The sequence below is a fragment of the Curtobacterium sp. MCPF17_051 genome (assembly GCF_003234595.1).
In the GTDB taxonomy this organism is placed as follows: domain Bacteria; phylum Actinomycetota; class Actinomycetes; order Actinomycetales; family Microbacteriaceae; genus Curtobacterium; species Curtobacterium flaccumfaciens.
In genome coordinates this window covers 128,399-152,863 of the sequence record NZ_QKSE01000002.1, presented here as the reverse complement: position 1 = coordinate 152,863, position 24,465 = coordinate 128,399, and the positions used below count along the sequence as shown (strand labels likewise).

Sequence of the window (24,465 nt, the reverse complement as noted above, 5' to 3'; positions counted from 1 at the left end):
ACTAGTCGTCCTCGCCGAGCAGCTCGCCACGCACCCGTCGGATGTCCTCGAGCAGCGCCCCGATGAGCACCCAGTGCCGGGAGTTCGGGCGCACCACCTCGAGCGGCGCGGTGAGCGCCGGCTCCGAGGCCTCGGCCCACGGCTCGGCGTCCGGTCCGAAGGCGCTGGCGTCCGTCCGGCCGAGCCCGTCCACCGGGTCGAGCCGTGTCGATTCGACCCGCGCACTGAGTGCTCGGACGTCCGCACCGATCCGTGCCACCTCGGTGGCGATGCCGTGCACCACCGGGTCGTCGCGCAGGTCCGGTGCGGTGTTGTCGCGGATCGCCCGGGTCATCCCGGTGACCCGGGTCACCAGGACGCGCAGGTGGTCGGTGATCGCCACGTCGCGGTCGAGGATCGTCCGGTGCCGGCCGCCGCGCGGGTTCATCGTCAGGGACTCGCGCGCCGACCCCAGGGACGCCTCGGCCTTGGCGTGCTGCTGCCGCAGTGCACGGGCGGCGACGAGCGCCTCGTCCCAGCGCTCGCGGTCCCACCCTTCGGTCAGGCCGATCGCGATCCGCTCGAACGCCACCGCGGTGTCGCGGGCGAGCCGGGCGACGGCGAGGTGCGCCGGTTCGAGCAGCACGGGCGGCACGATGAGCGCGTTCACGACGAGGGCGACGATCGCACCGATCACGGTCTCGAGGACCCGGTCGGCGGAGTAGTTCGGCGTCACGACCCCGGCGGTGAGCACGAGCATCCCGCTGATCCCCACCTGGGTGGCCGAGGTCGGGGTGAGCCGGAGCGCCCACGCGATGAGGATCGCGAGCACGATGACGAGCAGCACGACGAAGACGCCGTCGCCGAGCAGCAGGTGGAACCCGGTGGCCAGCACGACGCCGATCACCACGCCGGCGCTCCGCTCGAGCCCCTTCACGAACGACTGGTTGATGCTCGGCTGGACCACGAGCAGGGCAGCGATCGCCGCGAAGGTGGGGAACGGCCCCTGGATGACCAGGCGGCAGAGGAGCACGGCGGCGACCACCGCGACGGCGGTCTTCACGACCTGCAGGAACGGCGTGCGACTGGAGCTGCGGAGGCGCGCGACCGGGTTCACACCGACCACGGTAGCCACCGGCCCCGCGCCGAGCCGTGCACGAACGCGACGAAACCCGCGCGACACTGTTGACTGATCTCGTGTGGCCCAACCATGAGCGCGTCATCCCGCAGGCCTTCGCCGGCTCCGGGACCTCTGTCGTGGCCGCGCGGGCGCACTCCGTCGAGCCCTCGGGCAACGGTTACCTGTACGGCTACGAGGTCGACACGGTGGACCGCAACGGCCAGCGCGCCACGGTCCTGACCTACGTCGACACCGGCGGCACCCACGACCAGAACAGCGCGATCGTCACCGACCCGGCGACGGGCGACCCGGTGTCGGTGTGGGCGTACCCGAACGATCCCGGCCTGCCGGTGCTGCCGCAGGTCACTTACCGCGACGCCGTCGCCGAGCTGCTGACCACGCTCGGCATGCCCGTCACGGAGCCGGTGCTCACCGTGGCGGCCTACCGGCCCGGCAAGCGCGCGGTCGTGCGCGTCGACGCCCCCGAGCGCACCCTGTTCCTGAAGATCGTCCGTCCGCACCGGGTCGCGCCGATCGTGCAGTCGCACGAGCAGTTCGTCGCGGCCGGTCTGCCGGTGCCGCGCGTGCTGTCCAGCCGCGGCGACGGCCTGCTCGTGCTCGAGCGCATCCGCGGCGTGCCCGCGGGCAGCCGCATCCTCGACATCGCCGACGACCCGCGTTTCGTGGCGTCGCTCGCCGCGCTGAGCGGTCGGGTCGCCACCGTCCCGATGACCCAGCAGGCGCGCGCCGACGCGATGGACCACGCCGACTGGCACCGTCGCACGCTCATCGCCGCGCTTCCGCGCGACGCCGAGGAGATCGACCGCCTGTACGACGCCATCGGCCGCCGCTCCATCGGCTGGTCGAGTTCGACCAAGCAGGTCGTGCACGGCGACCTGCACCTGGAGCAGGTGTTCGTCGACGAGGACGAGCCGTGGCGCATCTCCGGCCTCCTCGACATCGACACCGCGGGCTGGGGCTTCCCCGTCCGTGACGTCGGCGCCGTCGTCGCCCACCTCGTGGTCACCGGGCTCTGGCACCGGTCCCGCGGGGACGCCGAGCGCGGTGCCGCCGCCGAGCGCCTCGCCGACGCGATCGCCCGCGACTGGGTCACGCGCAACCCGCGCGAGGCCGACCGCATCGGACCCGCCATCGGCGCCCAGCTGCTCGCCCACGCCGGCGGCCAGGCGACCACCGGCTCCGCCAACGGGATCCAGACCGCCCAGCAGCTCCTCGCCGCGACGCAGGCCGCCCTGGCGGACGCGGCCCCGAGCCTCCCGACCGGTGGCTCGACCCGCCCGCGGTCCGCACCGCAGGTCTGAGAGACGACCGGAGGACGGACCGGAGGCGCGGGTCGGGCCCGCATCGCGCCTCCCGTCCGCCGTCGCGACGCGCGCGGGCAACGCGCCGGTCGCCTCTGTCGGTCGTCCCGGAGTAAACTGAGCGCGCACGCACCGCGTTCCCGCGTGCCGCGTCGATTCCGGACGCAGCCGTCGATCGCTTGATCGACGCGGGGACCGGGCCGTGACCGCCCCGAGGGGGCATCACGTGCGTGTGACGACGCCGGATCCCGGCGCGGACCGTCCGAACCTGCTCCCGGCAGGTGCTCGTGTGGAACGGCTCGCGGGAGTCCACCGGACGTCCCGATGCGGGGACCGGCGATGCGGTGGGCCACGGTGGCCCGCAGCCGAACCGGAGCCGCGCCAGGCCCCGGTGCAGGACTTCCCGCCCCACGGGCGGATCGCCCCGACGTGTGGGCGGAACAGGAGGAGCGTTGGCTCGATCAGGCACCCGGCGAGCTGCCGGCGGGACGCGGACCGCGTCACGTCGCACCAGGCCGCTGGACAACGACGGCGTCATCCCCGTCCTCGCCCGCGCTGTGCGCGAGGTCGAGGCCGCGGCGCAGCGCGGACCGCTCAAGGCATCGAACCGGACGAAGTTCCAGGCGGTCGCCCTGCTCATGCGCGAAGAGCGTGCGCGGGTGAAGGCCGACACGGAGCTCACCGACGCGCAGCGCGCCGAGCAGCTCAAGCGGCTCGACGGCGTGGCCACGATCCTGGCGAAGACGGCGGCGCGCGACACCAGCGTCATCCAGCTCCTCGCCGAAGAGGTGCAGGTGTCCGAGGCGACGCGTGCGGTCAAGCGCGACATGATGATCGCCGGCGGCATGGAACTGCAGCCGGAGGACCTCGTCATCGCGTCCGAGCCCGCCGCGGTGGTCGAGACCCCGGTGCGGGCCGTCGTGCCGCAGGCGGTCGTGCAGCGCCAGCTCGCGAACCCGTTCATGCCGCCGGACTTCGCCCTCGCCGACCAGCCCGTCGCGCACCCGCGTCGCCTGGCGAACTGGGAACTGTTCGGACCGCTGTTCAAGTCGTTCGAGTACGGCGCGGGCGGGGGAGCGGCGTCGATGCCGCTGCCGGAACCCACGACGCTGCACTCGCGCTCGGGCACCACGCTCATGAAGCACCAGGCGGAACTCGTCGCCGCCGCGGCGCAGGGGCACCGCACGTTCCTGCTCGCCGACGAGCCCGGCCTCGGCAAGACCGCACAGTCGCTGCTCGCCGCCGATGCCGCGAACGCGTTCCCGCTGCTCGTCGTCGTGCCGAACGTCGTGAAGACGAACTGGGCGCGTGAAGCCGAGCGCTGGGTGCCGAACCACCGCGCCACGGTGATCCACGGGGACGGCAACGACCTCGACGGGTTCGCCGACATCGTCATCGTGAACTACGAGATCCTCGACCGGCACGCCGGGTGGCTCGGCAACTTCGGGTTCAAGGGGATGGTCGTCGACGAGGCGCACTTCATCAAGAACAAGGACTCCCAGCGCGCCCGGTTCGTGCTGCAGATCGCCGAGCGCATCCGGCAGCGCACCGCCGCGCCGCTGCTCATGGCGCTGACCGGTACCCCGCTGATCAACTCGGTCGAGGACTTCCGCACCATCTGGGAGTACCTCGGCTGGATCGACGACAAGAAGCCGCGCGCGAAGCTCATGAACGAGCTCGAGGAGATCGGCCTGACGCCGGCCGACCCCGGCTTCTTCGTCGAGGCTCGCCGCGCCGTCATCGACCAGGGCATCGTCCGACGCCGCAAGGTCGACGTCGCCGCGGACATCCCGGCCCGCCGGATCGCCGACATCCCCGTCGAGCTCGACGGTGACGAGGGCCGCTCCATCCGCGACGCCGAGCGCGAGCTCACCGCGAAGCTCGTCCGGCGCTACCACCAGGCGCTCGACGCCCGCACCGGGCAGGACCCGGTCGTCGGCATCGACCACAAGCTGGTCCGCCAGGTCGCGCGCTGGGAGCTCGAGGACCAGGACGCCTCGTCGACCGGCGAGAACGTGTTCTCGATGGTCCGCCGCATCGGCCGGGCCAAGGCCCAGCTCGCGGCCGACTACGCGGCACAGCTCGCCTCGAACGTCGGCAAGGTCGTGTTCTTCGCGAAGCACCTCGACGTGATGGACCAGGCGGAAGAGGTGTTCGCCCGTCGCGGGCTGCGCACCGCCACGATCCGCGGCGACCAGACCCCGACGCAGCGCACGGCCGAGATCGACTCGTTCGTGAACGACCCCGACGTCGCCGTCATCGTCTGCTCGCTGACCGCGGCCGGGGTGGGCCTGAACCTGCAGGTGTCGTCGAACGTCGTGCTCGCCGAGCTGTCGTGGACGAGCGCCGAACAGACCCAGGCGATCGACCGTGTGCACCGCATCGGGCAGGAAGAGCCCGTCACCGCGTGGCGCATCATCGCCGCGCAGACGATCGACACCAAGATCGCCGAGCTCATCGACTCGAAGGCGTCCCTGGCCGCCCGCGCGCTCGACGGTTCGGACGAAGAGGTCGTCGACTCCGGCGACATCCAGCTCGACGCGATGGCCGCGCTGCTGACCGAGGCGCTCGGCGGCTAGGGCCGGCGCGCGGCGCTGTTCCGGACAGCAAAACACCGGTGTTCGTGCACTGAACCGCGTCATGCGCGTGTTCGGAGCGTGAACACCGGTGTTCTGCGAAGGGGTGCCGCGGCGCGACCGCTCAGATGCGGGACTGCACCTCGGCCAGGGACGGGTTGGTCGCCGTCGAGCCGTCGGGGAACACCAGCGTCGGCACGGTCTGGTTGCCGCCGTTGACCTCGGCGACGAGCTCGGCCGTGCCCGGGGTCTGCTCGATGTCGACCTCGGTGAAGGGCACCCCGGCCTTCGACATCTGGTTCTTCAGCCGGGCGCAGTAGCCGCACCACGTGGTGGTGAACATCGTGACGCCGCCGGCTCCGGGCGTGAACTGCTCGCGGGTGATCGTGTCGCTCATCCCTGCAGGCTAACCCCGGGTGCGGGGAAACCCCGCAGTGCCTGGTAGACAAGAGCGTGTGAGCCACACGCACCTCGAGATCGAGCGCACCTACGACCTGCCCGAGGGCGGCGCCCTCCCCGACCTCGTCGGCGCGGGCGGCATCCTCCGCACCGAGCACCAGGAGCCGTTCGAACTGGACGCGACCTACTGGGACACCGAGCGGTACGACCTGGTGGCCGCGCGGGTGACCGTCCGCCGCCGCACCGGTGGCCCCGACGCCGGCTGGCACATCAAGCGCTCCGAGTCGGACACGGTCCGCCACGAGCAGCAGTTCCCCCTGACCGACGACGCCGACACGGTGCCCGACGAGGTCCTCGCCGCGCTCTTCACGGAGCGTCGTGGCCGCGGGCTGCGTCCCGTCGTCCGGATCACCACCACCCGCACCGTCACACGACTGCTCGACGAGGACGGCGACCAGATCGCCGAGCTCGCCGACGACCAGGTCACCGCCCAGCGCCTCGACGACGACGCTCCGGAGACCCCGCGCACCTGGCGCGAGGTCGAGGTCGAGACCGTCGACGGCGTCGACCCGCAGATCGCCCACGAGCTGTTCGCGGCCCTCGACGGGCGCTTCGCGGCCGTCGGCGCCGGCCCCGCCGCCGTCGCGTCCAAGCTGGCACGTGGGCTGGCAGGAGCACCGGCACCGCGCCTCCAGACCGAGGAGAAGCCGGCCAAGGGCACGACCGCACGCATCCTGGCGAAGCGGGTGCGCAAGCTGCGTGTCGCGCTGCTCGGTCAGGAGGCCCGGCTCCGCTCCGGCGACACGGCCGACCTCCGGCAGGCGGCCGACACCACCCTCGAGATCGCCGCGATCCTGGGCGCCTACCGCCCGGCGTTCCCCGACGGCGAGGCCGTCGACCGCGCCGCCGAGGCGGCGGACGGCCTGGCGGGCGTCACCGCGCGTGCGGCGCTGGCCGAGTACCTGATCGACCGGCTGCCGCGGGCGTCGTCGCCGGCGCAGGACGACCTGGTCGACGCGATGACCCGTGAGCGCATCCTCGCCTCGACCCGGGAACGTCGCGACCAGGCGGTGCGGGACGTCGTCGCGTTCCTGCACGGCGAGCCGTTCCTCGAACTGCTCGACGCCCTCGACGACGCTGCCGAGCGCCCGGCGCCGACGGCGTGGTCGCTCCGCGCACCGAAGCAGGTCGCGCAGGACGTCGGCGCCGACGTGAAGCCGCGCGTGCGCGAGCTCGTCCGGGCCGCCGTCGCCGACGACACCTCGGACACCGCCGCCGAGCGCGAGGCCGCTGACCGGACCACCACCGAGGCCGCGTGGCAGGAGACGATGCGCGCCCGGATGGCGATGGACGTGCTCGGCGACGACGCGTTCCCGCACGCGCTGTGGAAGCGGATCGGCACCGCGGCCGACGTGCTGACCGAACGGGTGCGGTCCCTGCACGCCCTCGACATCCTGCGGGCGAACGCGGCGATCGCGGAGCGCGGGGGTGAGGGCACGTTCGGGTACGGGGTGCTCGCGGGGGACCGGGTGCGCCTGGCCGAGGAGTCCTACGACGAGGCGGTGCACGCGCTCAACCGCGTGTGAGCGCGGTGCGGGCGCTGCGTGCGCCGCCTGCGCCGCTGTTCGCCGCTGTTTGCTTCGTGAGCAGAAGAGGTCGGGTCCCGCGTTCGGACCCGACCTCTTCTGCTCACGGAGTGCGCGGAGCGGCTCAGCCCGCGGCGATCGGGTTGGCGGTCGCGGCGGCGGGCGTCTCGTCGGCGAGCCCGAGCACGTCGAGCAGCCAGGCGAGTTCGAACGCCCGCTCCTTCCACGATGCGTAGCGACCGCTGACACCACCGTGGCCGGCGGACATCTCGGTCTTCAGCAGCACGGGCGCGCCGACCTCGCGGAGCTTCGCGGTCCACTTCGCGGGCTCGACGTAGAGCACGCGGGTGTCGTTGATCGAGGTCACGGCGAGGATCCGCGGGTACTGCACGTCGTCGCGAACGTTCTCGTACGGGGTGTACTCGCTCATGTAGCGGTAGACCTCGGCGTCGTGCAGCGGGTCGCCCCACTCGTCCCACTCGATGACGGTGAGGGGCAGGTCCGGGTCGAGGATGCTCGTCAGCGCGTCGACGAACGGCACGGCGGCCAGGATGCCGGCGAACCGCTCGGGTGCGAGGTTGGCGACCGCACCCATCAGGAGCCCGCCCGCGCTGCCGCCCTCGGCCACGAGCCGGTCGGCGCTCGTCCGGCCGGACTCGATCAGGTGCTCGGCGACCGCGACGAAGTCGGTGAACGTGTTCTTCTTCGTCAGGGTCTTGCCGTTCTCGTACCAGTGCCGGCCGAGCTCACCGCCACCACGGACGTGCGCGACGGCGAAGACGACACCGCGGTCGAGCATCGACAGGCGCATGACGCTGAAACCGGGGTCGATCGAGTGCTCGTACGAGCCGTAGCCGTACAGGTGCAGCGGTGCCGGGGTGCCGTCCTCGACGGCGTCACGACGCCAGACGAGCGAGATCGGCACCCGGATGCCGTCCGACGCGGTCGCCCAGTCACGTTCCTGCACGTAGTCGGCCGGGTCGTAGCCGCCGAGCACGGGCTGGCGCTTCAGGACGGTGACCTCGCCGGTGGCCAGGTCGAGGTCGCTGACCTCGGAGGGGGTCACGAACGACGTGTACCCGATGCGGAGGGTCGGCTGCTCCCACTCCGGGTTGCCGCCGAGACCCGCCGAGAACAGTGCTTCGTCGAAGGGGACCTCGTGCGCGTCGCCGTAGCCGTCGCCCTCGATCGGGATGATCGCGACGCGGGGGAGCGCCTCGGACCGGTATTCCAGGGCGAGGTGTCCGGCGAAGGCGTCGACCGACTCGATGCGGCGCTCGGTGTGGTGTGCCACGACGACGCGGCGGTCACGCTCGGACGTCGGATCGTCGGCGGGGACGTCGACGAGCTCGAAGTTCTCGGCGCCGTCGTTGTGCAGCACCAGGAACCGGTCGCTGCCGCCGACGATGGCGTGCTCGATCTCGTACTCGACGCCCTCGCGACGGGGCCAGACGACCTGGAACTCACCCGTCGGGTCCGCGGCGTCGAGGACGTGCGCCTCGGACGTGATCTTCGAGCCGAGCTCGATGACGATGTACTGCGAGGAGCGGGTGACACCGACACCGACCCAGTAGCGGTCGTCGGGCTCCTCGAACACCAGGACGTCCTCGGACGCCGCGGTGCCGACCGTGTGCCGCCAGATCTTGTCCGGACGCCAGGACTCGTCGACCGTGGGGTAGAACACGTAGCGTCCGGCCGGGTCGAAGGTGGCGCCGGCCCCGGTGTTCGGGATGGCGTCGCCGAGGTCGGTCCCCGAGGCCAGGTCCCGCACGTGCAGGGTGTACCGCTCGTCACCCTCGACGTCGATGCCGTAGACCAGGCGGGTGCCGTCGTCGCTGATGTCGTAGGTGCCGAGGGAGAAGAACTCGTGGCCGTCGGCCAGCGCGTTGCCGTCGAGGACCACCTGCTCGCCGGGGAGCGTCGACTCGCCCTCGACGACGGCGGGCGGTGTCCAGTCGTCGCGGCCGGCGATGGGTGTGCGGCAGTGCACGCCGTACTGGCTGCCCTCGGCGGTGCGGGTGAAGTACCACCAGTCGCCCATGCGGACCGGCACCGAGAGGTCGGTCTCCTGCACGCGGCTCTTCACCTCGGCGAAGATGCGGTCCCGCAGCGGCGCGAGGTGCGCGGTCGCGGCGTCGGTGTGGGCGTTCTCGGCTTCGAGGTACGCCAGGGTGTCGGGGGATTCCTTGTCCCGCAGCCACTCGTAGTCGTCGACGAAGTCGATGCCGTGGTGGGTCCGTGTCACGGGCCGCTTGGCGGCGCTGGGCGGGGTGGATGCGGTGTGCTCGTTGCTCACCGTCCCACCCTATTCGCCCGCACCCCCGGTCAGGCCGCCGTGCGCTCGCGCCCGCCCACAGCGGCGTGCACCCGCTGCTCGAACGCCTCGAGCTCGGCGACCACGGCGGGTGCGACCCACGCGCGGTCGCGGCGTCGACCGGTGACCGGACGGAGCACTCCCGCCAGCACCAGGTCGTGCGTGACGCGCTCGACCTCGTCGGCGGTGAGCAGGGTGTCCAGGTGCGCTTCGGTCAGGACGGGGTCGTCGGCGAGTGCCCGGCCGACCACGGCGTGCGGGCCCGAGGCACAGGGGCCGGCGGACCGGTCGGCGTCGTGCTCGGCGAGCAGCAGGGCGCTCAGCGTCGCCTCGTCGCACACCGTCCCGATCGCGAGGGCCAGGTCGACCACGAACCCGGTGACCCGGCCGTCGCGGAACTGCTCCAGGTGCCGGAAGTACCGCAGCCGGTCCGCCGCGAGCGCGGTGGCGACCGGTGCCGTGAGCGTCGTCGTCACCCCGCGTCGCCGCAGGACGGCCCCGATCAGTGCCCTCCCGATCCGACCGTTGCCGTCGGTGAACGGGTGGATCGACTCGAACTGCGCATGGGCGATCGCCGCCTGGGCGATCGGGTGCAGGTCCACGCGGTGCACGAACGCGAACAGGTCGGCCATCAGCGGTGCCACGAGCTCGGGCGGCGGTGGCACGTGGACGGCGTCGCGGGGTGTGGCGCCGCCGCCGATCCAGTTCTGCACCTCGCGGTACCGGCCGGCGTACCGTCCGTCGACCGGATCGTCGCGCATCAGCAGGCGGTGTGCCTCGAGCAGGGAGGCCTCGGTGACGGTGCCCGAGTCCGCTCCGGACACCAGGTGCTCGACGGCGCCGCCGGCCCGGACGACCGCGGTGGCACCAGCGTTCGCCCGGATGCCGACGAGGGCCCGTGCCAGGTCGTCGATCGTCGCGGACTCGTCCTCGATCCGCGACGACGCGACGGCTTCGGTCCGGCCGAGCACGGACCCGAGCGGTGCGAGCCGCGAGCCGTGGCGGACGTCGAGGGTGCGCAGGGCCGTGGCGCTCCGGTCGAGCAGCGCGACGGTCTCGTCGTCGGGTGTCCACCGAGCCCTCGCGATGGACGGGGGCAGCGACACCCGCACGGTGGTCACCAAACGGTCGTCGCGGCACCCGCGGACTGCGCTCCGCCACGGGCGCTCCGCATGCTGGTGGACGGGCCACTCGTGCGGAGGCCGGGTCTCGCTGTGGTGTGCCATCCCGCGACGGTAGGGCCGCCCGGACGCTCGACGCCAGGAATCGGTGTTTCGCCCGCTCGCCCTCAGGCCCGCCCGGAGCCCGACCGCGCCCTCCGCGTACCGTTGGTGCCATGAGCAACTCCTTCGCGATCACCGGTGCCCACGTCGTCCCCGTCTCCGCCCCCGCCTTCGACGGCGGCGCGGTCGTCGTCGAGGACGGCCGGATCACCGCGATCGGTCCGGACGTGACCCCGCCCGAGGGGATGCCCGTGGTCGACGCAGCCGGTTCGTGGTTGGTGCCCGGGTTCGTCGAGGCGCACGGCCACGTCGGCATCCACGAGGAGGCCAACGGTGAGGCGGGCAACGACACGAACGAGATGACCGCCCCGAACACGGCCGGCGTCCGCGCGATCGACGCGATCGACATCGACGACGAGGGCTTCCGGGACGCGCTCGCCGGCGGGATCACGAGCATCGTCGTCAAGCCCGGCTCCGGCAACCCGATCGGTGGTCAGAGCGTCGCCATCAAGACCTGGGGCGGCCGCACGATCGACGAGCAGCTCATCTCCGACTCGGTGAGCGTGAAGAGCGCCCTCGGCGAGAACCCGAAGCGCGTCTACGGCGGCAAGGGCCAGACGCCCTCGACCCGGCTCGGCGTCGCGAAGGTCATCCGCGACGCCTTCGTCGAGGCGCAGAACTACCGGGCCGCCCGTGACGCCGCCGCCGCGAAGGACGAGCCGTTCGCCCGCGACCTGACGAAGGAGACGCTCGTCCGGGTGCTCGACGGCGAGCTCGTCTGGGACCAGCACACCCACCGCCACGACGACATCGCCACCGCGATCCGCCTGTCCGAGGAGTTCGGCTACCGGCTCGTCGTGAACCACGGCACCGAGGCGCACAAGATCGCCGACGTGCTGGCCGCCAAGGACATCCCGGTCATCTACGGCCCGCTCTTCACCAGCCGCTCGAAGGTCGAGCTCCGCGACCGCGGCATCCCGAACCTCGCCACGATCGCGGCGGCCGGTGTCCGGGTCGCCATCACGACGGACGCGCCGGTCGTGCCGATCAACATGCTCGTCGACCAGGCGACCGCCGCCGTGAAGGAGGGCCTGCCCGCCCAGACCGCACTCGAGGCGCTCACGGTCAACCCGGCCGAGTTCCTCGGGTTCGGGGACCGCGTCGGTCGCCTGGCCGAGGGCTACGACGCCGACCTCGTGCTCTGGGACGGCGACCCGCTCGACGCGACCAGCCGCGCGACGCGCGTCTGGATCGACGGCGAGCCCGTCTTCACGTGGGCCGACGGAGCCGGCGTCACCACGCCGCGCTGGTAGCGAGCACGACACGCAACTGGAGGCGCGGTGCCAGCTGGCACCGCGCCTCCAGTCCGTCGTGGACCCACGCCGCATTTCGCGGTGCGCGACACCTCACGCGCACGCCGCCCCGTGACGTGTCGCTCAGCACGAAACGCGCGCGGAGCACGCGCCGGGGGCGCCGCGTGCTCAGACCTCGCGTGCCAGCAGGAAGTCGTTGATGCGCGTCGTGAGCTCGGCGTCGATCGGACGTGCGTCGCCGTTCACCGAACGGATCGGCGCAGCCTGCCGCACACTCGACACGAGCCAGAGCGCGTCCGCCGCCGCCAGGTCGGCGAGCGTGACGAGTTCGTAGGCGGTCTCGATGCCGGCTTCCTCGGCGAAACGGAACACGTCGGCCTGCGTCGTGCCGGCCAGGATCCCGATGTCGGTGCGGGGCGTGACGAGCCGGTCGCCGACCTTCATGATCAGGTTGGCGCGCGTGCCCTCGAGCACGTAGCCGTCGCTCGAGACGAACAGGGCGTCGTCGGCGCCGCGGCGGACGGCCTCGCGCAGGGCGGCCATGTTGACGCCGTACGACAGCGTCTTCGCGCCCTGCAGCAGCCACGGCGAGGTGCGCTCGACGTCGTGCCGGTACCCGCGGTCCAGGACGACGACGGAGATGCCCTCGGTGCGTGCGGCCGTGGAGTCGCCCGACGGCGCGGCGTAGACCCACCCGGTCGGGCGGTCGGTGCCCTCGACGCCGCGGGTCAGGACGGTCTTGGCGAAGGCCTCGCGCACCGGGTCGAGGCGGGCGCAGACGGCCTCGATGGCCTGGCGCCAGGCCTCCGGGTCGGGGGCGGGCAGGTCGAGCATCGCGGCGGAGCGGCCGAAGCGGGCGAGGTGCGCCTCGAGGGCCTGGGGCCGGCCGTCGATCACCGTGATCGTCTCGAACACGCCGTCGCCGCGCGTGACGCCGAGGTCCTGCACCTGCACGTGCTCCTCGAGCGGCTTCGCCCAGGTGAAGGCATCGGCCGCGGGGTCGTGCGGCGCGGCGTCGCGGGAGGGCTGGTTGAGGACGGCGAGCACGGTTTCGGTCATGCGTCCATCCAACCCCACGCGGGTGCGTGCGTGCGCGGTGCCGCGGTGTGCGCGCGTGCGTGCGCCGGCGCGCGCGTCAGCCCGCTTCGGGCAGGGCGCCGAGCAGCTTCCACACGGCGGGCGTCAGCTCGGGGTGCTGCAGCGCGATCCGGCGCAGCCGGTGGTACTCCTCGCCGAGCCTGGTGCCCTGCCCGGACGCCGGGTGGCTCGACCACTGCGCGTGCCGCTTGCCGATCGCCTCGTCCAGGTCGACGGCGTCCGCGCGCAGGATCAGCACGACCTGCTCGTCGACGGTGGGGAGCGTCGGCATGAACTCCCACGGGTCCTCGCCCTGACGGCTCCGGTGCTCGACGAGCATCGAGATCTCCTCGGCGGCCTCGGCGCGCAGCACTTCGAGGCTGCGCCCGGTCCTGCGGGGCTCAGCCATGGTGCCCCCGCAGCACGCCTGCCATGGGGAAAGCGTACGACACTCCATCGGTCACACTGGACGCGTGACCCTTCGCGACGAGAGCAAGTCCCAGCATCCCCGGGTGGTGGTCGTGTACCTGCTGCGCGACGGCGAGTCAGGCCCCGAGGTGCTGCTGGGGGAGAAGCGCCGCGGCCTCGGCACGGGCCGTCTGGTCGGCCCCGGCGGCAAGCGCGAGCCCGGTGAGTCGGCGGTCGAGACCGCCGTGCGCGAGGTGCGAGAAGAGGTCGGCCTGCGGCTCGACGCGGTCGACCTGGAGGCCCGTGGCACGTTGGACTACCGGTTCCCGTACCGACCGTCCTGGTCCCAGGTCTCGGACGTCTTCGTCTGCCGCCGCTGGCAGGGCGACCCGTCGGGCTCGGACGAACTGGAGCCGCGGTGGATCCCCGTCGACACCGTGCCCTACGACGCGATGTGGGACGACGCCCGCTACTGGCTGCCGGGGGTGCTCGCCGGCGGCAGCGTCCGCGCGCGGTTCACGTTCGCCGAGGACGACGCGACGGTCGCCGGGTTCACCGGGACGGGCGTCGGCGTCGACGCGGGAGACTAGCGGCCAGCGGCCAGCGGCCAGCGGCCAGCGGCCAGCGGCTAGCGCGGCTGCTGGGTGCGGGTGCTGCCGGTGCGCGCTTCCTCGGCGGCGGCCATGACGTCGGCGTCGCCGCTCCGGCCACCCAGGGGTCGCACGAAGAAGTCGATGATGCCGACGACGATCGCGCCGATCATCGAGAACATCGCCCACCCGACGAACAGCCCGGCGGTGCCGCGGCCGTCGGCGGGCGCGAGCAGGACGCTCGCGGCGTAGAAGCCGACCGTCAGCACGAGGAACACGACGACGACGGTGATGAGGACGCGGTGCCAGGTGATGCGCGGGTTCATCCGATCAGGATACGCGTCAGCGGCACCTCACCGATCCGCGTGCCGGCACGGATGATGCACGCGCATCATGCGACAGAACTCGCGTCGTTCGACTGGTGCACTGTCGGAACATGCGCAAGCAGTCGGTCTGCGCGAGCGGTGCGACCGTCAGGAACGAGCTACCGGTCCGCGTGCCGGCCGTGCGGCGGCTCGTCCGACGTGTCGGACCGAGCCGACGCCCTGGAGCCCTCGGTGCGTGGGACGGGACGCGTGCGCGGTCCGGTCCCCGCGCCTCCTGGCCGTTGCACCGGGCCGGTGCGGTCCCCGGGGCGCTGCACGGCGATGCGACCGGTCGGTGTCGCGTCCGGCTCCAGGCCGTCGCGACCGCCGGTGAAGACGTCGCCGCCGGTGCGGTCGTCCTCCCAGTCGTCGTCGCGCAGCACGCTCAGGGTGCCGGTCTCGGTGGAGGTCAGGCCGTGGCGCTCGAGCTCGGCGTCGCGCTGCCCACCGAGGAACTCGCGGTTGGCGGTGTTGGCGTCCTGGAACATCGTGGTCCTGCCGGTGACGATCGCCCGGATCCGTCGGCGCTCCCACCACTTCTTGCCGAAGTACATCAGCACCAGGCCGGCCGTGGCGTAGCAGGCCATCGTGATCAGGCCGCGGGCCGGGCCGGGGCCGACGCCGTAGACCTGGTGCTTGATCATGTCGACCATGCTCGAGCCGACGACGACGTTGTTCAGCCAGGCGAAGGGCTCGGGCATGAACCACTTCGGGTAGGCGCCGCCGGACGAGGGCATGGACAGGAAGACGAAACAGATCATCGCGGGCGCGGCGATGAACCGGCCGACGAAGTAGCTCAGGCCGTTCACCGCCAGGCCGATCGCCACGATCCAGCCCCACGCGATGAGCACGAGCTGGATCCAGTGCCCGTGGATGGCACCGAGCACCGGCCCGGCGAGCGTGTTCGTGATGAGCGAGATGACGAGGCCGCCGACCACGATGACCGTCATCCGTGTGCGGTGCCGGAGCGGGCCGCCCATGATGCCGATGAACATCGCGACCATGTAGCCGCCGATGCACCACGCGAGCATGACGTACATCGCGACGGTGCCGTACTCGTCCCACGCCGGCAGGGGCGCGAGCTCGGTGACCTTCGGGGTCGCGACGCCCAGGCCGGTCAGCACCGCGGTGAGGGTGGCCGGTACGAGGCTCGCGACCTGGAACTGGTGCGCGCTCGCCTTGAAGAACTCGTTCGCAGCGGGGTCGTACGCGACCGCCATCGAGCCGCCCACCACGTCGCGCTTCGCCTGCGCGAGCGAGTCGTACGAGTGGAACACGAACTCGCCGGGCAACGCCTGCTGCACCGCCTGGACGAACGCCGGGTCGCTGCCGATCAGGGCGATCGGGACGTCGTGCGGATGCGGGGCGTGGAACGCGAAGACGTAGCACAGGCAGAACCCGACGATGAAGAACAGCGGCATCCAGAGCTGCAGGCCGATCAACTGCAGCGACGGGTGCAGGGTCGAGTACCACCGGCGGTAGGCGCCGTGCTGCTGGGGCGCGGGCACCGGAGCCTGTCGTCGGGGTACCGAACGCGCGTGCCCGGCGACCTTGCCACCACGACGCGGCTTGGTCCCACGTGCCGAGGGGCGGGTCCCGCGCGGCTTCGGCGGCGTGGGTCGGGAACCGCCGGGGCGCTCCGGTCCGTCGTCGTTCCTGGGGACGTCGTTCCGCGGCGTGCTCACTCGGCGCTCTGCTCCTGCTCTCGATCGGAGCGCCAGGATACGCCCGGGGTGCTCAGGAGCGACTGCGCGACGCCTGCGCCGAGTCCATCGCGAGTTCCTCGGCGTCGAGGGTCACGAGCACGCGGCGCATGACCTCCTCGTCGAGGTTCCCCTTCTCCCGCTCCTCGAGCACGATCTCGCGGCGGCGGTCGAGGAGCTCGCGCCGGATGTCCTGGATCTGCGAGCCACGCAGGCGCAGTGCGACGTTCCGCCCCTCGTCCTCTTCTTCCTCGGCGTCCTGACGGAACGTCTCGGCCTGACGCTCGAGTCGCGCCTTCAGCCGGTTCACCACCGAGTCGACGGCTTCCGAGCCGTACTGCTTCGCCCACGCCGGACGCCGCTTCTCGAGCAGCTCGATCGCGGCCTCGGTGGTGCGCTGGTTGAGCCGCATCTCGCTGCGCACGTCCTCCTCGCCCTCGGCCGGGTCCTGCACCTTGAGCGCGCGGATGACGAACGGCAGGGTGAGTCCCTGCAGCAGCAGGGTGCCGACGGTGACGAAGAAGGCGATGATGAAGATCGTGTCCTGCGCCGGGATCTGCGTGGGGCTCGCGACGACGGACACCGCAGCCGCCAGGGTCACCACACCGCGCATGCCCGTCCACGAGATGACGGTGAGCTCCCGCCAGTTGAGCTTCGGCTCGGCGGAACCGCGCATCCACCGCAGCGACGGGTGTCCGCGGGACAGCTTGATCCGCAGCGGCCGGAGCCACTTCCCGTTGATGCGGTTGCGCGCGTAGGACTCGAACACGAACAGCGGCCGCACCAGGATCACGACGACGAGCACGACGGCCGCAGCGGTGAGCGTCTGCCCGAGACTCCGCTCGCTCTCGACCAGGTCCTGCACGACGGTGTTGAGCTGCAGGCCGATGAGCGCGAACACGAAGCCCTCGAGGATGACGTCGATGCTCGTCCAGAGCGGACGCTCCTGTAGGCGGGTGGCGTAGCCCTCCTTGGGCGAGTTGTAGCCGATGTACAGGCCGGCCGTGACGACCGAGATGACCCCGGAGCCGGACAGGTCCTCGGCGAGGATGTAGGCGACGAAGGGCAGCAGGATGCTCATGATCGTCTCGACCACGGGGTCGTTGATGCGCATCCGGATCCAGTGCACGACGACGCCGAGCGCGATGCCGACGACCAGACCGACGCCGATCGCCAGGCCGAAGATGCCGAGGTCCTGCCAGATCGTCAGTGACGTGCCCGCGATGATGAGCGTGAACACCCGCACCAGGGTCAGCGAGGCCGCATCGTTGATCAGGCTCTCGCCGGACAGCACGGTCATGACGCGCCGGGGCAGTCCGAGCTTCCGACCGATCGCGGCGGCGGACACGGCGTCCGGCGGCGCGACGATCGCGCCGAGCAGGATCGCCGCAGGCAGGGTCATGTCCGGGATGAGCAGGTACGCCACCCCGCCGACGACCAGGGCGGTGACGATCACCAGGAAGATGCCGAGCCGTCGGATCTGCTTGATCGAGCCGCGGAAGCTCTGCCACGACACGTCGAGGGCGGCCGAGTAGAGCAGCGGCGGCAGGATCACCGTGAGGATGACCTCGGAGTCGATCTCCATCGGCGGCAGCCCGGGCAGGAACGAGGCGGCCAGGGCGACCGCCGTGACGAGCAGTGGAGCGGGGAGTCCCTTGGCCCGGGCGAACCCCGTCACCGCGAGCGATCCGATCAGCAGGATGAGGAGCTCAGCGGTGTCCATGGACGCATTCTCCCATCGGCATGGTTCCGAAGCTGAACGAGTGTGAAGCTGCGGTGAACGACAGGTTGCCGATCAGGTTTGCTCGAAGGGCCGACGCCTGGGACACTTGCCCGCGGTGGACATCACACTCATAGTCGTCCTGGTCATCGCGTTGGCCCTCTTCTTCGACTTCACAAACGGTTTTCACGACACCGCCAACGCGATGGCGACCCCGATCGCGACCGGCGCCATGAAGCCCAAGGTGGCGGTCACCGTCGCTGCGGTGCTCAACCTGGTCGGTGCGTTCCTCAGCACCGCCGTGGCGACGTCGATCTCGCACGGGTTGATCAACGAGGGGCCCGGTGGCGTCGCCATCAGCCCGGAGATGATCTTCGCGGGCCTGATCGGGGCAGTCGTCTGGAACATGATCACGTGGCTCCGCGGGCTGCCGTCGTCGTCGTCGCACGCACTGTTCGGCGGGCTGATCGGTGCCGCGATCGTCGGCGCCGGGTTCCAGTCGGTCAACTACGTCGCGCTGCTGACGGTCGTGATCATCCCGGCGTTCGCCTCGCCCGTGATCGCCGCGCTCGTGTCGTTCCTGTCGACGCGCATCGCGTACCGGATCACGAAGCGTCCGGTGTTCCCGAACGAGCGCGGCGGGTTCCGCATCGGACAGGTCTTCACCAGCTCGATGGTGTCCCTGGCACACGGCACCAACGACGCGCAGAAGACGATGGGTGTCATCACGCTGACCCTCATCGCCTCGGGCGCGCAGTCGTCGAACCAGGGCGTGCAGTTCTGGGTCGTCGTCGCCTGTGCCCTCGCGATCGCCCTCGGTACCTACACCGGCGGTTGGCGCATCATCCGCACCCTCGGCTCGGGCATCACCGAGATCCGTGCGACGCAGGGCTTCGCCGCCGAGGCCTCGACCGCCGCGACGATCCTCGCCTCCAGCCACCTCGGCTTCGCGCTGTCGACCACGCAGGTGTCCTCGGGGTCCATCATCGGTGCCGGGCTCGGCCGTCGTGGCTCGAAGATCCAGTGGTCGACCGCCGGCAAGATCGTCATCGCCTGGTTCATCACCCTGCCCGCGGCCGCCGCGGTCGGTGCGGTCGCCTCGGGCATCGCCCGCCTCGGCGTCATCGGGCTCGTGCTCGACGCCGTGATCGGAGCCGTCGTCATCCTCGGCCTGTACCTGTGGTCGCTCCGCAAGCCGCACGAGCAGGCCTCCGCGATCGAGGTCGACGTCGCCGCGAACGCGGTCCTGACCCGCAAGGAGCTGCGTGACATGCAGCGCAAGAAGCGTGCCGACGCGGTCGCCCAGCGTCGCGCCGAACTGAGCCGCGAGCGCACGCTCCGTCGCATGGCGGCCCGCAAGGGAGGCCGTCGCTGATGGGCATCGACTGGTTCGCATTCCTCACCGTGGCGCTCGTCGCCGTGGTCTCGTCGTGCTTCGTCGTCGCCGTGTACTCGGTCGGCCTCCGTTTCTGGAGCGCCGCCGACACCCGCGAAGGCAAGTTCACCGTGAAGGACGACGGCACGATCGGCCCGGCCACCGCCGGCTTCCCGAACCCGGCCGGAGCCTCGGCGGCCGCACGTGCGCTCCGTGCCGCGGCCATCGCGTGCTTCGTCGTGTGCGGCGCCGTCGTGCTCTACGGCATCTACCTCATCGTCCCGCAGTTCCACTGACGGGCACGCTCACCGGGTGAGCAGAAGACGCCGGGTCGCCCCTCGCGACCCGGCGTCTTCTGCGTCCGCTGCTCGAACTGCGCACTTCGGGAGCAGAAGCGGCCGGGTCGCGGTCTGCGAGCCGACCCGTTCTGCTCACGACGTGTGCGCGAGGGCGCCCAGGCGTGAGCACGGTGCGAGCGGGCGAAATGCCCGCGCCTTCGCGCGCGGGCACCCCGGTCTTTCGCCCGCTCGCGGCCGGGCGTGACCGCGGGTCGGACGGGAGGCCGGTGGCGGCTTGGCACCGGGCCTCCAGGCCGTCGCGTGGCGAGCGGGCGAAATGCCGCGGTGCGCCGCGGAGGCGACCCCGGTATCCCGCCCGCTCGCGCGGGCGGCGCGTTCTTGGTGAGCAGGAGATGTCGGGTCGCGGTCGGCGAGCCGACCCGTTCCGCTCACGAAGTGTGAGGGCGCCCACCTCGGGCGTGCGCCCCTGGCGCGAGCGGGCGAAATGCCCGCGTCTTCGCGCGCGGGCACCCCGGTCTTTCGCCCGCTCGCGGCCGGGCGTGACCGCGGGTCGGACGGGAGGCCCGTGGCGGCCTGGCACCGGGCCTCCAGGCCGTCGCGTGGCGAGCGGGCGAAATGCCCGCGTGCGTCGCGGAGGCGACCCCGGTGTTCCGCCCGCTCGCGCAGGCGGCGCGTGCGGTGAGCAGAAGATGTCGGGTCGCCGTCTGGGACCCGACATCTTCTGCTCACGAAGCGACGGGAGGCCCGTGGCGGGCTGGCACCGGGCCTCCAGGCCGTCGCGTGGCGAGCGGGCGAAACGCCCGCGTGCGGTGCCGAGGCGACCCCGGTATTCCGCCCGCTCGCGCAGGAACGCCGCCGGTCCCACCAGCCCCGGCGCGTTCCCGGACCGGCCGGACGGACGGGACTAGCCTCGACGTGTGACCGGCAACGAGGAGGCACCTGTGACGACGACGACGCGGACCGAGAGCGACTCGCTGGGATCACGGGAGGTCCCGAACGACGCGTACTGGGGCATCAACACGTTGCGGGCACTGGAGAACTTCCCGATCACCTCCGTTCCGATCGCCGTGTACCCGGACCTCATCGAGGCGCTCGTCACGGTGAAGCAGGCTGCGGCGCGGGCGAACCGGGCGATCGGTGTCCTCGACGAGGAGCGCGCCGATGCGATCGACCGCGCGGCGCAGGAGGTCCGCGACGGGGCTTTCCGCGAGCAGTTCGTCGTCGACGTCGTGCAGGGCGGCGCGGGGACGAGCACGAACATGAACACGAACGAGGTGCTCGCGAACCGGGCGCTCGAACTCCTCGGACGGGAGCGGGGCGACTACGCGTACCTGCACCCGATCGACCACGTGAACCGCAGCCAGTCGACGAACGACACGTACCCGACGAGCATCAAGATCGCGATGATCTTCGGCGTCCGCCGTCTGATCGTGCAGCTCGAAGAGCTCTCCGCGGCGTTCGCCGAGCGGGGCCGCGCCTTCGCCGACGTGCTGAAGGTGGGCCGGACGCAGTTGCAGGACGCGGTGCCGATGACCCTCGGGCAGGAGTTCACCGGCTTCTCGCACACGATCCAGGAGGACGCGGACCTGCTCCGCAAGGTGATGCCGCTGCTCGCCGAGATGAACCTGGGCGCGACGGCGATCGGCACCGGGATCACCGCGGACCCGCTCTACCGCGACGAGGTCCGTCGGCAGCTGCAGGAGGCGAGCGGCATCGACGTCGTCACCGCCCCCGACCTCATCGAGGCGACGAGCGACGCCGGCTCGTTCATGACCCTGTCCGGCACCGTGAAGCGCAGCGCCGCGAAGCTCTCGAAGATCTGCAACGACCTGCGGCTGCTGTCGTCCGGTCCGCAGGCGGGTCTCGGCGAGATCACCCTGCCGGCTCGCCAGGCCGGCTCGTCGATCATGCCGGGCAAGGTCAACCCGGTGATCCCCGAGGTCGTGAACCAGATCGCCTACGCGGTCGCCGGGGCCGACACCACCGTGACGATGGCGGCGGAGAGCGGGCAGCTGCAGCTCAACGCCTTCGAGCCGATCATCGCCCACTCGATCCTGCAGTCGCTGCAGTGGATGTCCCGCGGCTGCGCGACCCTGCGTGAGCACTGCGTCGTCGGCATCGAGGCGAACGAGGCGAAGCTCGCGGCCCAGGTCGACACGAACGTCGGCGTCGTCACCGCGCTCACGCCGTACATCGGGTACGCCGCGGCGGCGTCGATCGCGCACACGGCGCTGACCACCTCGACGCCGATCTCGACGCTCGTCGTGGCCGCGGGGCTGATGGAGGAGGACCAGGTCATGCGGGTGCTCAGCCCGGCGCGGCTGTCGGGCATCGAGCTGGCGACGGGCGCGATCCCGATCATCACGGAGGAGATGCTGGACGCCGAGGCACGCAAGCGCTGACGCGGGGCGTCCGCGCGCCCACGCACCCACCCGTCAGGGCAGCGGCCGCTCGCCCACCCGCACCTGCTGCGCCAGCGCCCGCAGGTGCTCCTCGCCCGGGGTCGGCTCGGCGTCCTCTTCCTCGGCCACCCGCGCGGCCTCGGCCCGGACGTGCTGCGCGGCCGCGATGTCCTGGTCCCGCCAGCGCGCGAGCGTGAAGTTCCGCGTGACGTCCCGCAGCGGCAGCCGGATCGACTCGTCCGCCTCGATGCCTGCGAGCAGTTGCCGCATCCGGATCACCTCGGAGTCGAGCTCCCCGCCGACCACGAGCACGAAGTTCGAGATGTACAGGTACACGAGCAGCAGGATCGCGCCACCGAGCCACCCGTAGGCGCGGTTCCCGCCACCGAGGGTCTCCACGTAGAGCGCGAACCCCACCGTGGCGACGGCCCAGGTCACGATCGCGAACGCGGCACCGGCCGACACCCACCGCAGCTGCGGGGTCTTCACGTTCGGCGTCGCGTAGTAGAGCACCGCCACCATGACGACGAGGTCGGCCGCGAGCACCGGCCACTTCACCACGTTCCACACGTCGTCGATCCAGGGCGCCCACCCGAGCTGTCGGATGACGGCCTCGGAGATCGTCGGCGTGCCGAGCAGGATGACGATGGCGACGGCGCCGCCGACCATGACGAGCAGCGTGACGAGGAGCATCATGCTGCGGAACTTCCAGATCCGCCGGCCCTCCTCGACCTCGTAGGCCGTGTTCATCGCCCGTCCGAACGCCGTCGCGTAGCCGGACAGTGACCAGAGCGTCAGCACGACGCCGATCGTGAACCCGAGCCACGGGTTGTCCAGGGTCAGCAGCTGGCGGAGCGGCCCCTCGAGGTGCTCGGCGGTCTCCGGCCGGACGATGAACCCGAGGACCTGGACGATGTCCGTCAGGCTGTCGCCCTTGCGGTCGACGATCGACAGCGCCGACACGACCGCCAACGCGGTCGGGAAGACCGTGAGCAGGGCGAAGAACGTCAGCGACGCGGCCGCGTCGACGACGCGGTGCCGGATGACCGAGTGGTAGGTGCGCCGGACGACGGCACGGACTCCGGTCCGCTGGAGGTCGCGCGATGCGCTGTCCGGCATGTGTCGTACGGTACCCGACACGTGCGGTCCTGGAGGCGCGGTGCGGGCCCGCCTCGCGCCTCCGGTCCTGACGTGGTCGCGTCCCACCCGCAGCCCGCGCAGCCGAGTCTCGCCCCGGCGGACAGTCTCCCGCGCGTTCGGCCGCGGAACTGTCCGCGCAGCCGAGTCTGGGCGAGGCGAGGCGAGGCGAGGCGAGGCGAGGCGACCCGACCGCACCGCACCGCACCGCCCGTCAGTTGGCGTGGGGGTGCAGCGCGTCGTAGCGGCGGAACGACGGGACCATCCGGAGGAGCAGCGCGACGAGGCCGATGATGAGCACGCCGCCGATGACCGGCGGGTACGCGATGCCGGCCGCGACGACCAGGCCGGCGTACAGGTCGCCGAGCCGCGGGCCGCCCGTGACCACCACGATGAAGATGCCCTGCAGCCGACCGCGCATGCCGTCCGGCGACGCCGCCTGCAGGATCGTGTTCCGGAACACCGAGCTGACGTTGTCCGCGCCGCCGGCCATCGCCAGGAACAGCGCCGCGAGCCCGAGTGCCGGCAGGATCTCGACGCCGAACGCCTCGCCCGAGCGGCCGCCGAGCACGTGCGCCAGCGCGATGACCACACCGAACGCCGCGATCGCGCCGCCGTACGCGGTGATGGCCCAGCCGACGGCCTCACCCTGGCGTCGGACGTGCCCGAGCGGCCCGGAGAACACGCTCGACAGCAGCGCCCCGATCGCGTACGCGGCGGTCAGGGTCCCGACGGTGATCGACCCACCGCCGATGACGAGCGCGCCGATCGCGGGGAACAGCACACGCGGCTGCCCGAAGGTCATCGCGACGATGTCGAGCACGAACGTCATCGTGATGTTGCGTGACCGCCGCAGGAACTTCGCGCCCTCGATGAGCGAGCCGAGCCCGGGCCGCAGTGCGTCGTGGTCGGCGGCCATCCGGGGCAGCGTGAACACCCCGAGGAACGCGAACGTGAAGAGCACGACGTCGATCGTGTAGGTCGGCGCGAACCCGACGCTCGCGATGAGCACGCCCGCGATCGCCGGACCGACGGTGACCTGGAACCCCGACGCGATCCCGCCCAGGGCGCTCGCCGCGGGCAGCAGGTCGGTGCCGACGAGCCGCGGGACGATGGCGGAGCGGGAGGCGTTGCTGACGGTGGCGGCCACGGCGTTGAGCGTCGCGAGCACGTAGAGCAGTGCGACGCTGTGCAGGTCGAGCCAGGCGTGCGTGGCGATCAGGGCGACGGCGACCCACGCGATCATCGACGACACGAGCGCGACGAGGCGTCGGTCGAAGGCGTCCGCGAGCATGCCGCCGTACAGGCCGGCGACGATCATCGGCACGAGCGCGATGACACCCACCAGGGCCACGGCGAAGGTCGAGCGGGTGATCTCGTAGACCTCGAGCCCGACGGCGACGGTGGTCATCTGGGTACCGATGCCGGCGATCGCGGTGCCGGCCCAGAGCCGGGCGAAGGCGGGGGAGCGGCGGAGCGGGGTGAGGTCGGCGAGCAGGCGGCGGCGCGGCGGTGCGGGAGTCGATGGTGTCACGGTGGAACCATTCTGCGGGCTGG

At 71.8% G+C, this 24,465-nt stretch carries 19 protein-coding genes; 8 read left to right on the top strand and 11 right to left on the bottom strand.

The features are described from left to right. Position 1: 1 nt before the first annotated feature. A complete protein-coding gene (locus DEJ35_RS02155) occupies positions 2–1,096 on the bottom strand; it encodes an aromatic acid exporter family protein (RefSeq protein ID WP_111123166.1) in 1,095 nt (364 codons plus the stop codon). An 80-nt stretch (positions 1,097–1,176) separates the two neighbouring features. On the opposite strand from DEJ35_RS02155, the gene DEJ35_RS02150 reads away from it, so the two are divergent. Then, the gene (locus DEJ35_RS02150; protein ID WP_111123102.1) at positions 1,177–2,421 is read left to right on the top strand and encodes a phosphotransferase enzyme family protein; all 1,245 of its coding nucleotides are present in this window, start codon (positions 1,177–1,179) and stop codon (positions 2,419–2,421) included. A gap of 452 nt (positions 2,422–2,873) precedes the next feature. Next, positions 2,874–5,000: a DEAD/DEAH box helicase gene (locus tag DEJ35_RS02145; RefSeq protein WP_071245021.1), complete on the top strand. Its 2,127-nt coding sequence runs from the start codon at positions 2,874–2,876 to the stop codon at positions 4,998–5,000. 121 nt (positions 5,001–5,121) lie between these two features. Here DEJ35_RS02145 and DEJ35_RS02140 read toward each other — a convergent pair whose 3' ends face one another. Beyond that, a complete protein-coding gene (locus DEJ35_RS02140; protein WP_110859243.1) occupies positions 5,122–5,394 on the bottom strand; it encodes a mycoredoxin in 273 nt (90 codons plus the stop codon). Positions 5,395–5,452: 58 nt separating this feature from the next. On the opposite strand from DEJ35_RS02140, the gene DEJ35_RS02135 reads away from it, so the two are divergent. Further along, the gene (locus DEJ35_RS02135; RefSeq protein ID WP_071405572.1) at positions 5,453–6,982 is read left to right on the top strand and encodes a CYTH domain-containing protein; all 1,530 of its coding nucleotides are present in this window, start codon (positions 5,453–5,455) and stop codon (positions 6,980–6,982) included. Positions 6,983–7,106: 124 nt separating this feature from the next. Here the strand turns inward: DEJ35_RS02135 and DEJ35_RS02130 are convergent, their stop codons facing one another. Beyond that, entirely contained in the window at positions 7,107–9,278 is a 2,172-nt protein-coding gene (locus DEJ35_RS02130) for a S9 family peptidase (RefSeq protein WP_111191955.1), read from the bottom strand. A 29-nt stretch (positions 9,279–9,307) separates the two neighbouring features. Continuing rightward, a complete protein-coding gene (locus DEJ35_RS02125; RefSeq protein ID WP_181435472.1) occupies positions 9,308–10,417 on the bottom strand; it encodes a Fic family protein in 1,110 nt (369 codons plus the stop codon). Positions 10,418–10,632: 215 nt separating this feature from the next. On the opposite strand from DEJ35_RS02125, the gene DEJ35_RS02120 reads away from it, so the two are divergent. Continuing rightward, a complete protein-coding gene (locus DEJ35_RS02120; protein WP_111123105.1) occupies positions 10,633–11,832 on the top strand; it encodes an amidohydrolase in 1,200 nt (399 codons plus the stop codon). 168 nt (positions 11,833–12,000) lie between these two features. On the opposite strand, the gene DEJ35_RS02115 is transcribed toward DEJ35_RS02120, so the two are convergent. After that, positions 12,001–12,891, bottom strand: a complete 891-nt coding sequence (locus DEJ35_RS02115) for an aminodeoxychorismate lyase (RefSeq protein WP_111123106.1) — start codon at positions 12,889–12,891, stop codon at positions 12,001–12,003. A 76-nt stretch (positions 12,892–12,967) separates the two neighbouring features. Then, complete coding sequence (locus DEJ35_RS02110; protein ID WP_027464736.1) at positions 12,968–13,318, bottom strand: tryptophan synthase subunit alpha; 351 nt, start codon at positions 13,316–13,318, stop codon at positions 12,968–12,970. 64 nt (positions 13,319–13,382) lie between these two features. Here DEJ35_RS02110 and DEJ35_RS02105 point away from each other — a divergent pair, with 64 nt between their 5' ends. Continuing rightward, on the top strand, positions 13,383–13,907 hold the full coding sequence (locus DEJ35_RS02105) for an 8-oxo-dGTP diphosphatase (RefSeq protein WP_181420004.1): 525 nt from the start codon (positions 13,383–13,385) through the stop codon (positions 13,905–13,907). Between the two features lie 38 nt (positions 13,908–13,945). Here DEJ35_RS02105 and DEJ35_RS02100 read toward each other — a convergent pair whose 3' ends face one another. From DEJ35_RS02100 to DEJ35_RS02090, 3 genes are all read right to left on the bottom strand, one after another. Further along, entirely contained in the window at positions 13,946–14,233 is a 288-nt protein-coding gene (locus DEJ35_RS02100; protein WP_027464737.1) for a hypothetical protein, read from the bottom strand. Positions 14,234–14,391: 158 nt separating this feature from the next. Beyond that, positions 14,392–15,780 (bottom strand): ABC transporter permease, encoded by a 1,389-nt coding sequence (locus DEJ35_RS02095; RefSeq protein WP_110859249.1) that lies wholly within the window; start codon positions 15,778–15,780, stop codon positions 14,392–14,394. A 229-nt stretch (positions 15,781–16,009) separates the two neighbouring features. Next, positions 16,010–17,698 (bottom strand): sodium:proton antiporter, encoded by a 1,689-nt coding sequence (locus tag DEJ35_RS02090; RefSeq protein ID WP_111191954.1) that lies wholly within the window; start codon positions 17,696–17,698, stop codon positions 16,010–16,012. A gap of 115 nt (positions 17,699–17,813) precedes the next feature. On the opposite strand from DEJ35_RS02090, the gene DEJ35_RS02085 reads away from it, so the two are divergent. The 3 genes from DEJ35_RS02085 (at position 17,814) to DEJ35_RS02075 (ending at position 21,771) form a co-directional block, all read left to right on the top strand. Further along, positions 17,814–19,070: an inorganic phosphate transporter gene (locus tag DEJ35_RS02085; protein ID WP_035807670.1), complete on the top strand. Its 1,257-nt coding sequence runs from the start codon at positions 17,814–17,816 to the stop codon at positions 19,068–19,070. Next, positions 19,070–19,366: a hypothetical protein gene (locus DEJ35_RS02080; protein ID WP_110859251.1), complete on the top strand. Its 297-nt coding sequence runs from the start codon at positions 19,070–19,072 to the stop codon at positions 19,364–19,366. Before DEJ35_RS02085 ends, DEJ35_RS02080 begins: the two co-directional genes overlap by 1 nt. A 944-nt stretch (positions 19,367–20,310) precedes the next feature. Continuing rightward, positions 20,311–21,771 carry an aspartate ammonia-lyase gene (locus DEJ35_RS02075; RefSeq protein WP_258378409.1) on the top strand — a complete coding sequence of 487 codons (1,461 nt, stop codon included), beginning with the start codon at positions 20,311–20,313 and terminating at the stop codon, positions 21,769–21,771. Between the two features lie 33 nt (positions 21,772–21,804). On the opposite strand, the gene DEJ35_RS02070 is transcribed toward DEJ35_RS02075, so the two are convergent. Together DEJ35_RS02070 and DEJ35_RS02065 are read right to left on the bottom strand one after the other, a co-directional pair. After that, positions 21,805–22,890: a YihY/virulence factor BrkB family protein gene (locus tag DEJ35_RS02070; RefSeq protein ID WP_110859253.1), complete on the bottom strand. Its 1,086-nt coding sequence runs from the start codon at positions 22,888–22,890 to the stop codon at positions 21,805–21,807. A gap of 232 nt (positions 22,891–23,122) precedes the next feature. Then, positions 23,123–24,442, bottom strand: coding sequence for an MFS transporter (locus DEJ35_RS02065; RefSeq protein WP_111191952.1), 1,320 nt, complete (start codon positions 24,440–24,442; stop codon positions 23,123–23,125). Between the last annotated feature and the right edge of the window lie 23 nt (positions 24,443–24,465).

Excerpts from the sequence above, each read along its gene's own strand:
- DEJ35_RS02100 (WP_027464737.1), bottom strand. The coding sequence starts at position 14,233 with ATGAACCCGCGCATCACCTGGCACCGCGTCCTCATCACCGTCGTCGTC.
- DEJ35_RS02090 (WP_111191954.1), bottom strand. The coding sequence starts at position 17,698 with ATGGACACCGCTGAGCTCCTCATCCTGCTGATCGGATCGCTCGCGGTG.
- DEJ35_RS02070 (WP_110859253.1), bottom strand. The coding sequence starts at position 22,890 with ATGCCGGACAGCGCATCGCGCGACCTCCAGCGGACCGGAGTCCGTGCC.
- DEJ35_RS02115 (WP_111123106.1), bottom strand. The coding sequence starts at position 12,891 with ATGACCGAAACCGTGCTCGCCGTCCTCAACCAGCCCTCCCGCGACGCC.
- DEJ35_RS02140 (WP_110859243.1), bottom strand. The coding sequence starts at position 5,394 with ATGAGCGACACGATCACCCGCGAGCAGTTCACGCCCGGAGCCGGCGGC.
- DEJ35_RS02080 (WP_110859251.1), top strand. The coding sequence starts at position 19,070 with ATGGGCATCGACTGGTTCGCATTCCTCACCGTGGCGCTCGTCGCCGTG.
- DEJ35_RS02110 (WP_027464736.1), bottom strand. The coding sequence starts at position 13,318 with ATGGCTGAGCCCCGCAGGACCGGGCGCAGCCTCGAAGTGCTGCGCGCC.
- DEJ35_RS02120 (WP_111123105.1), top strand. The coding sequence starts at position 10,633 with ATGAGCAACTCCTTCGCGATCACCGGTGCCCACGTCGTCCCCGTCTCC.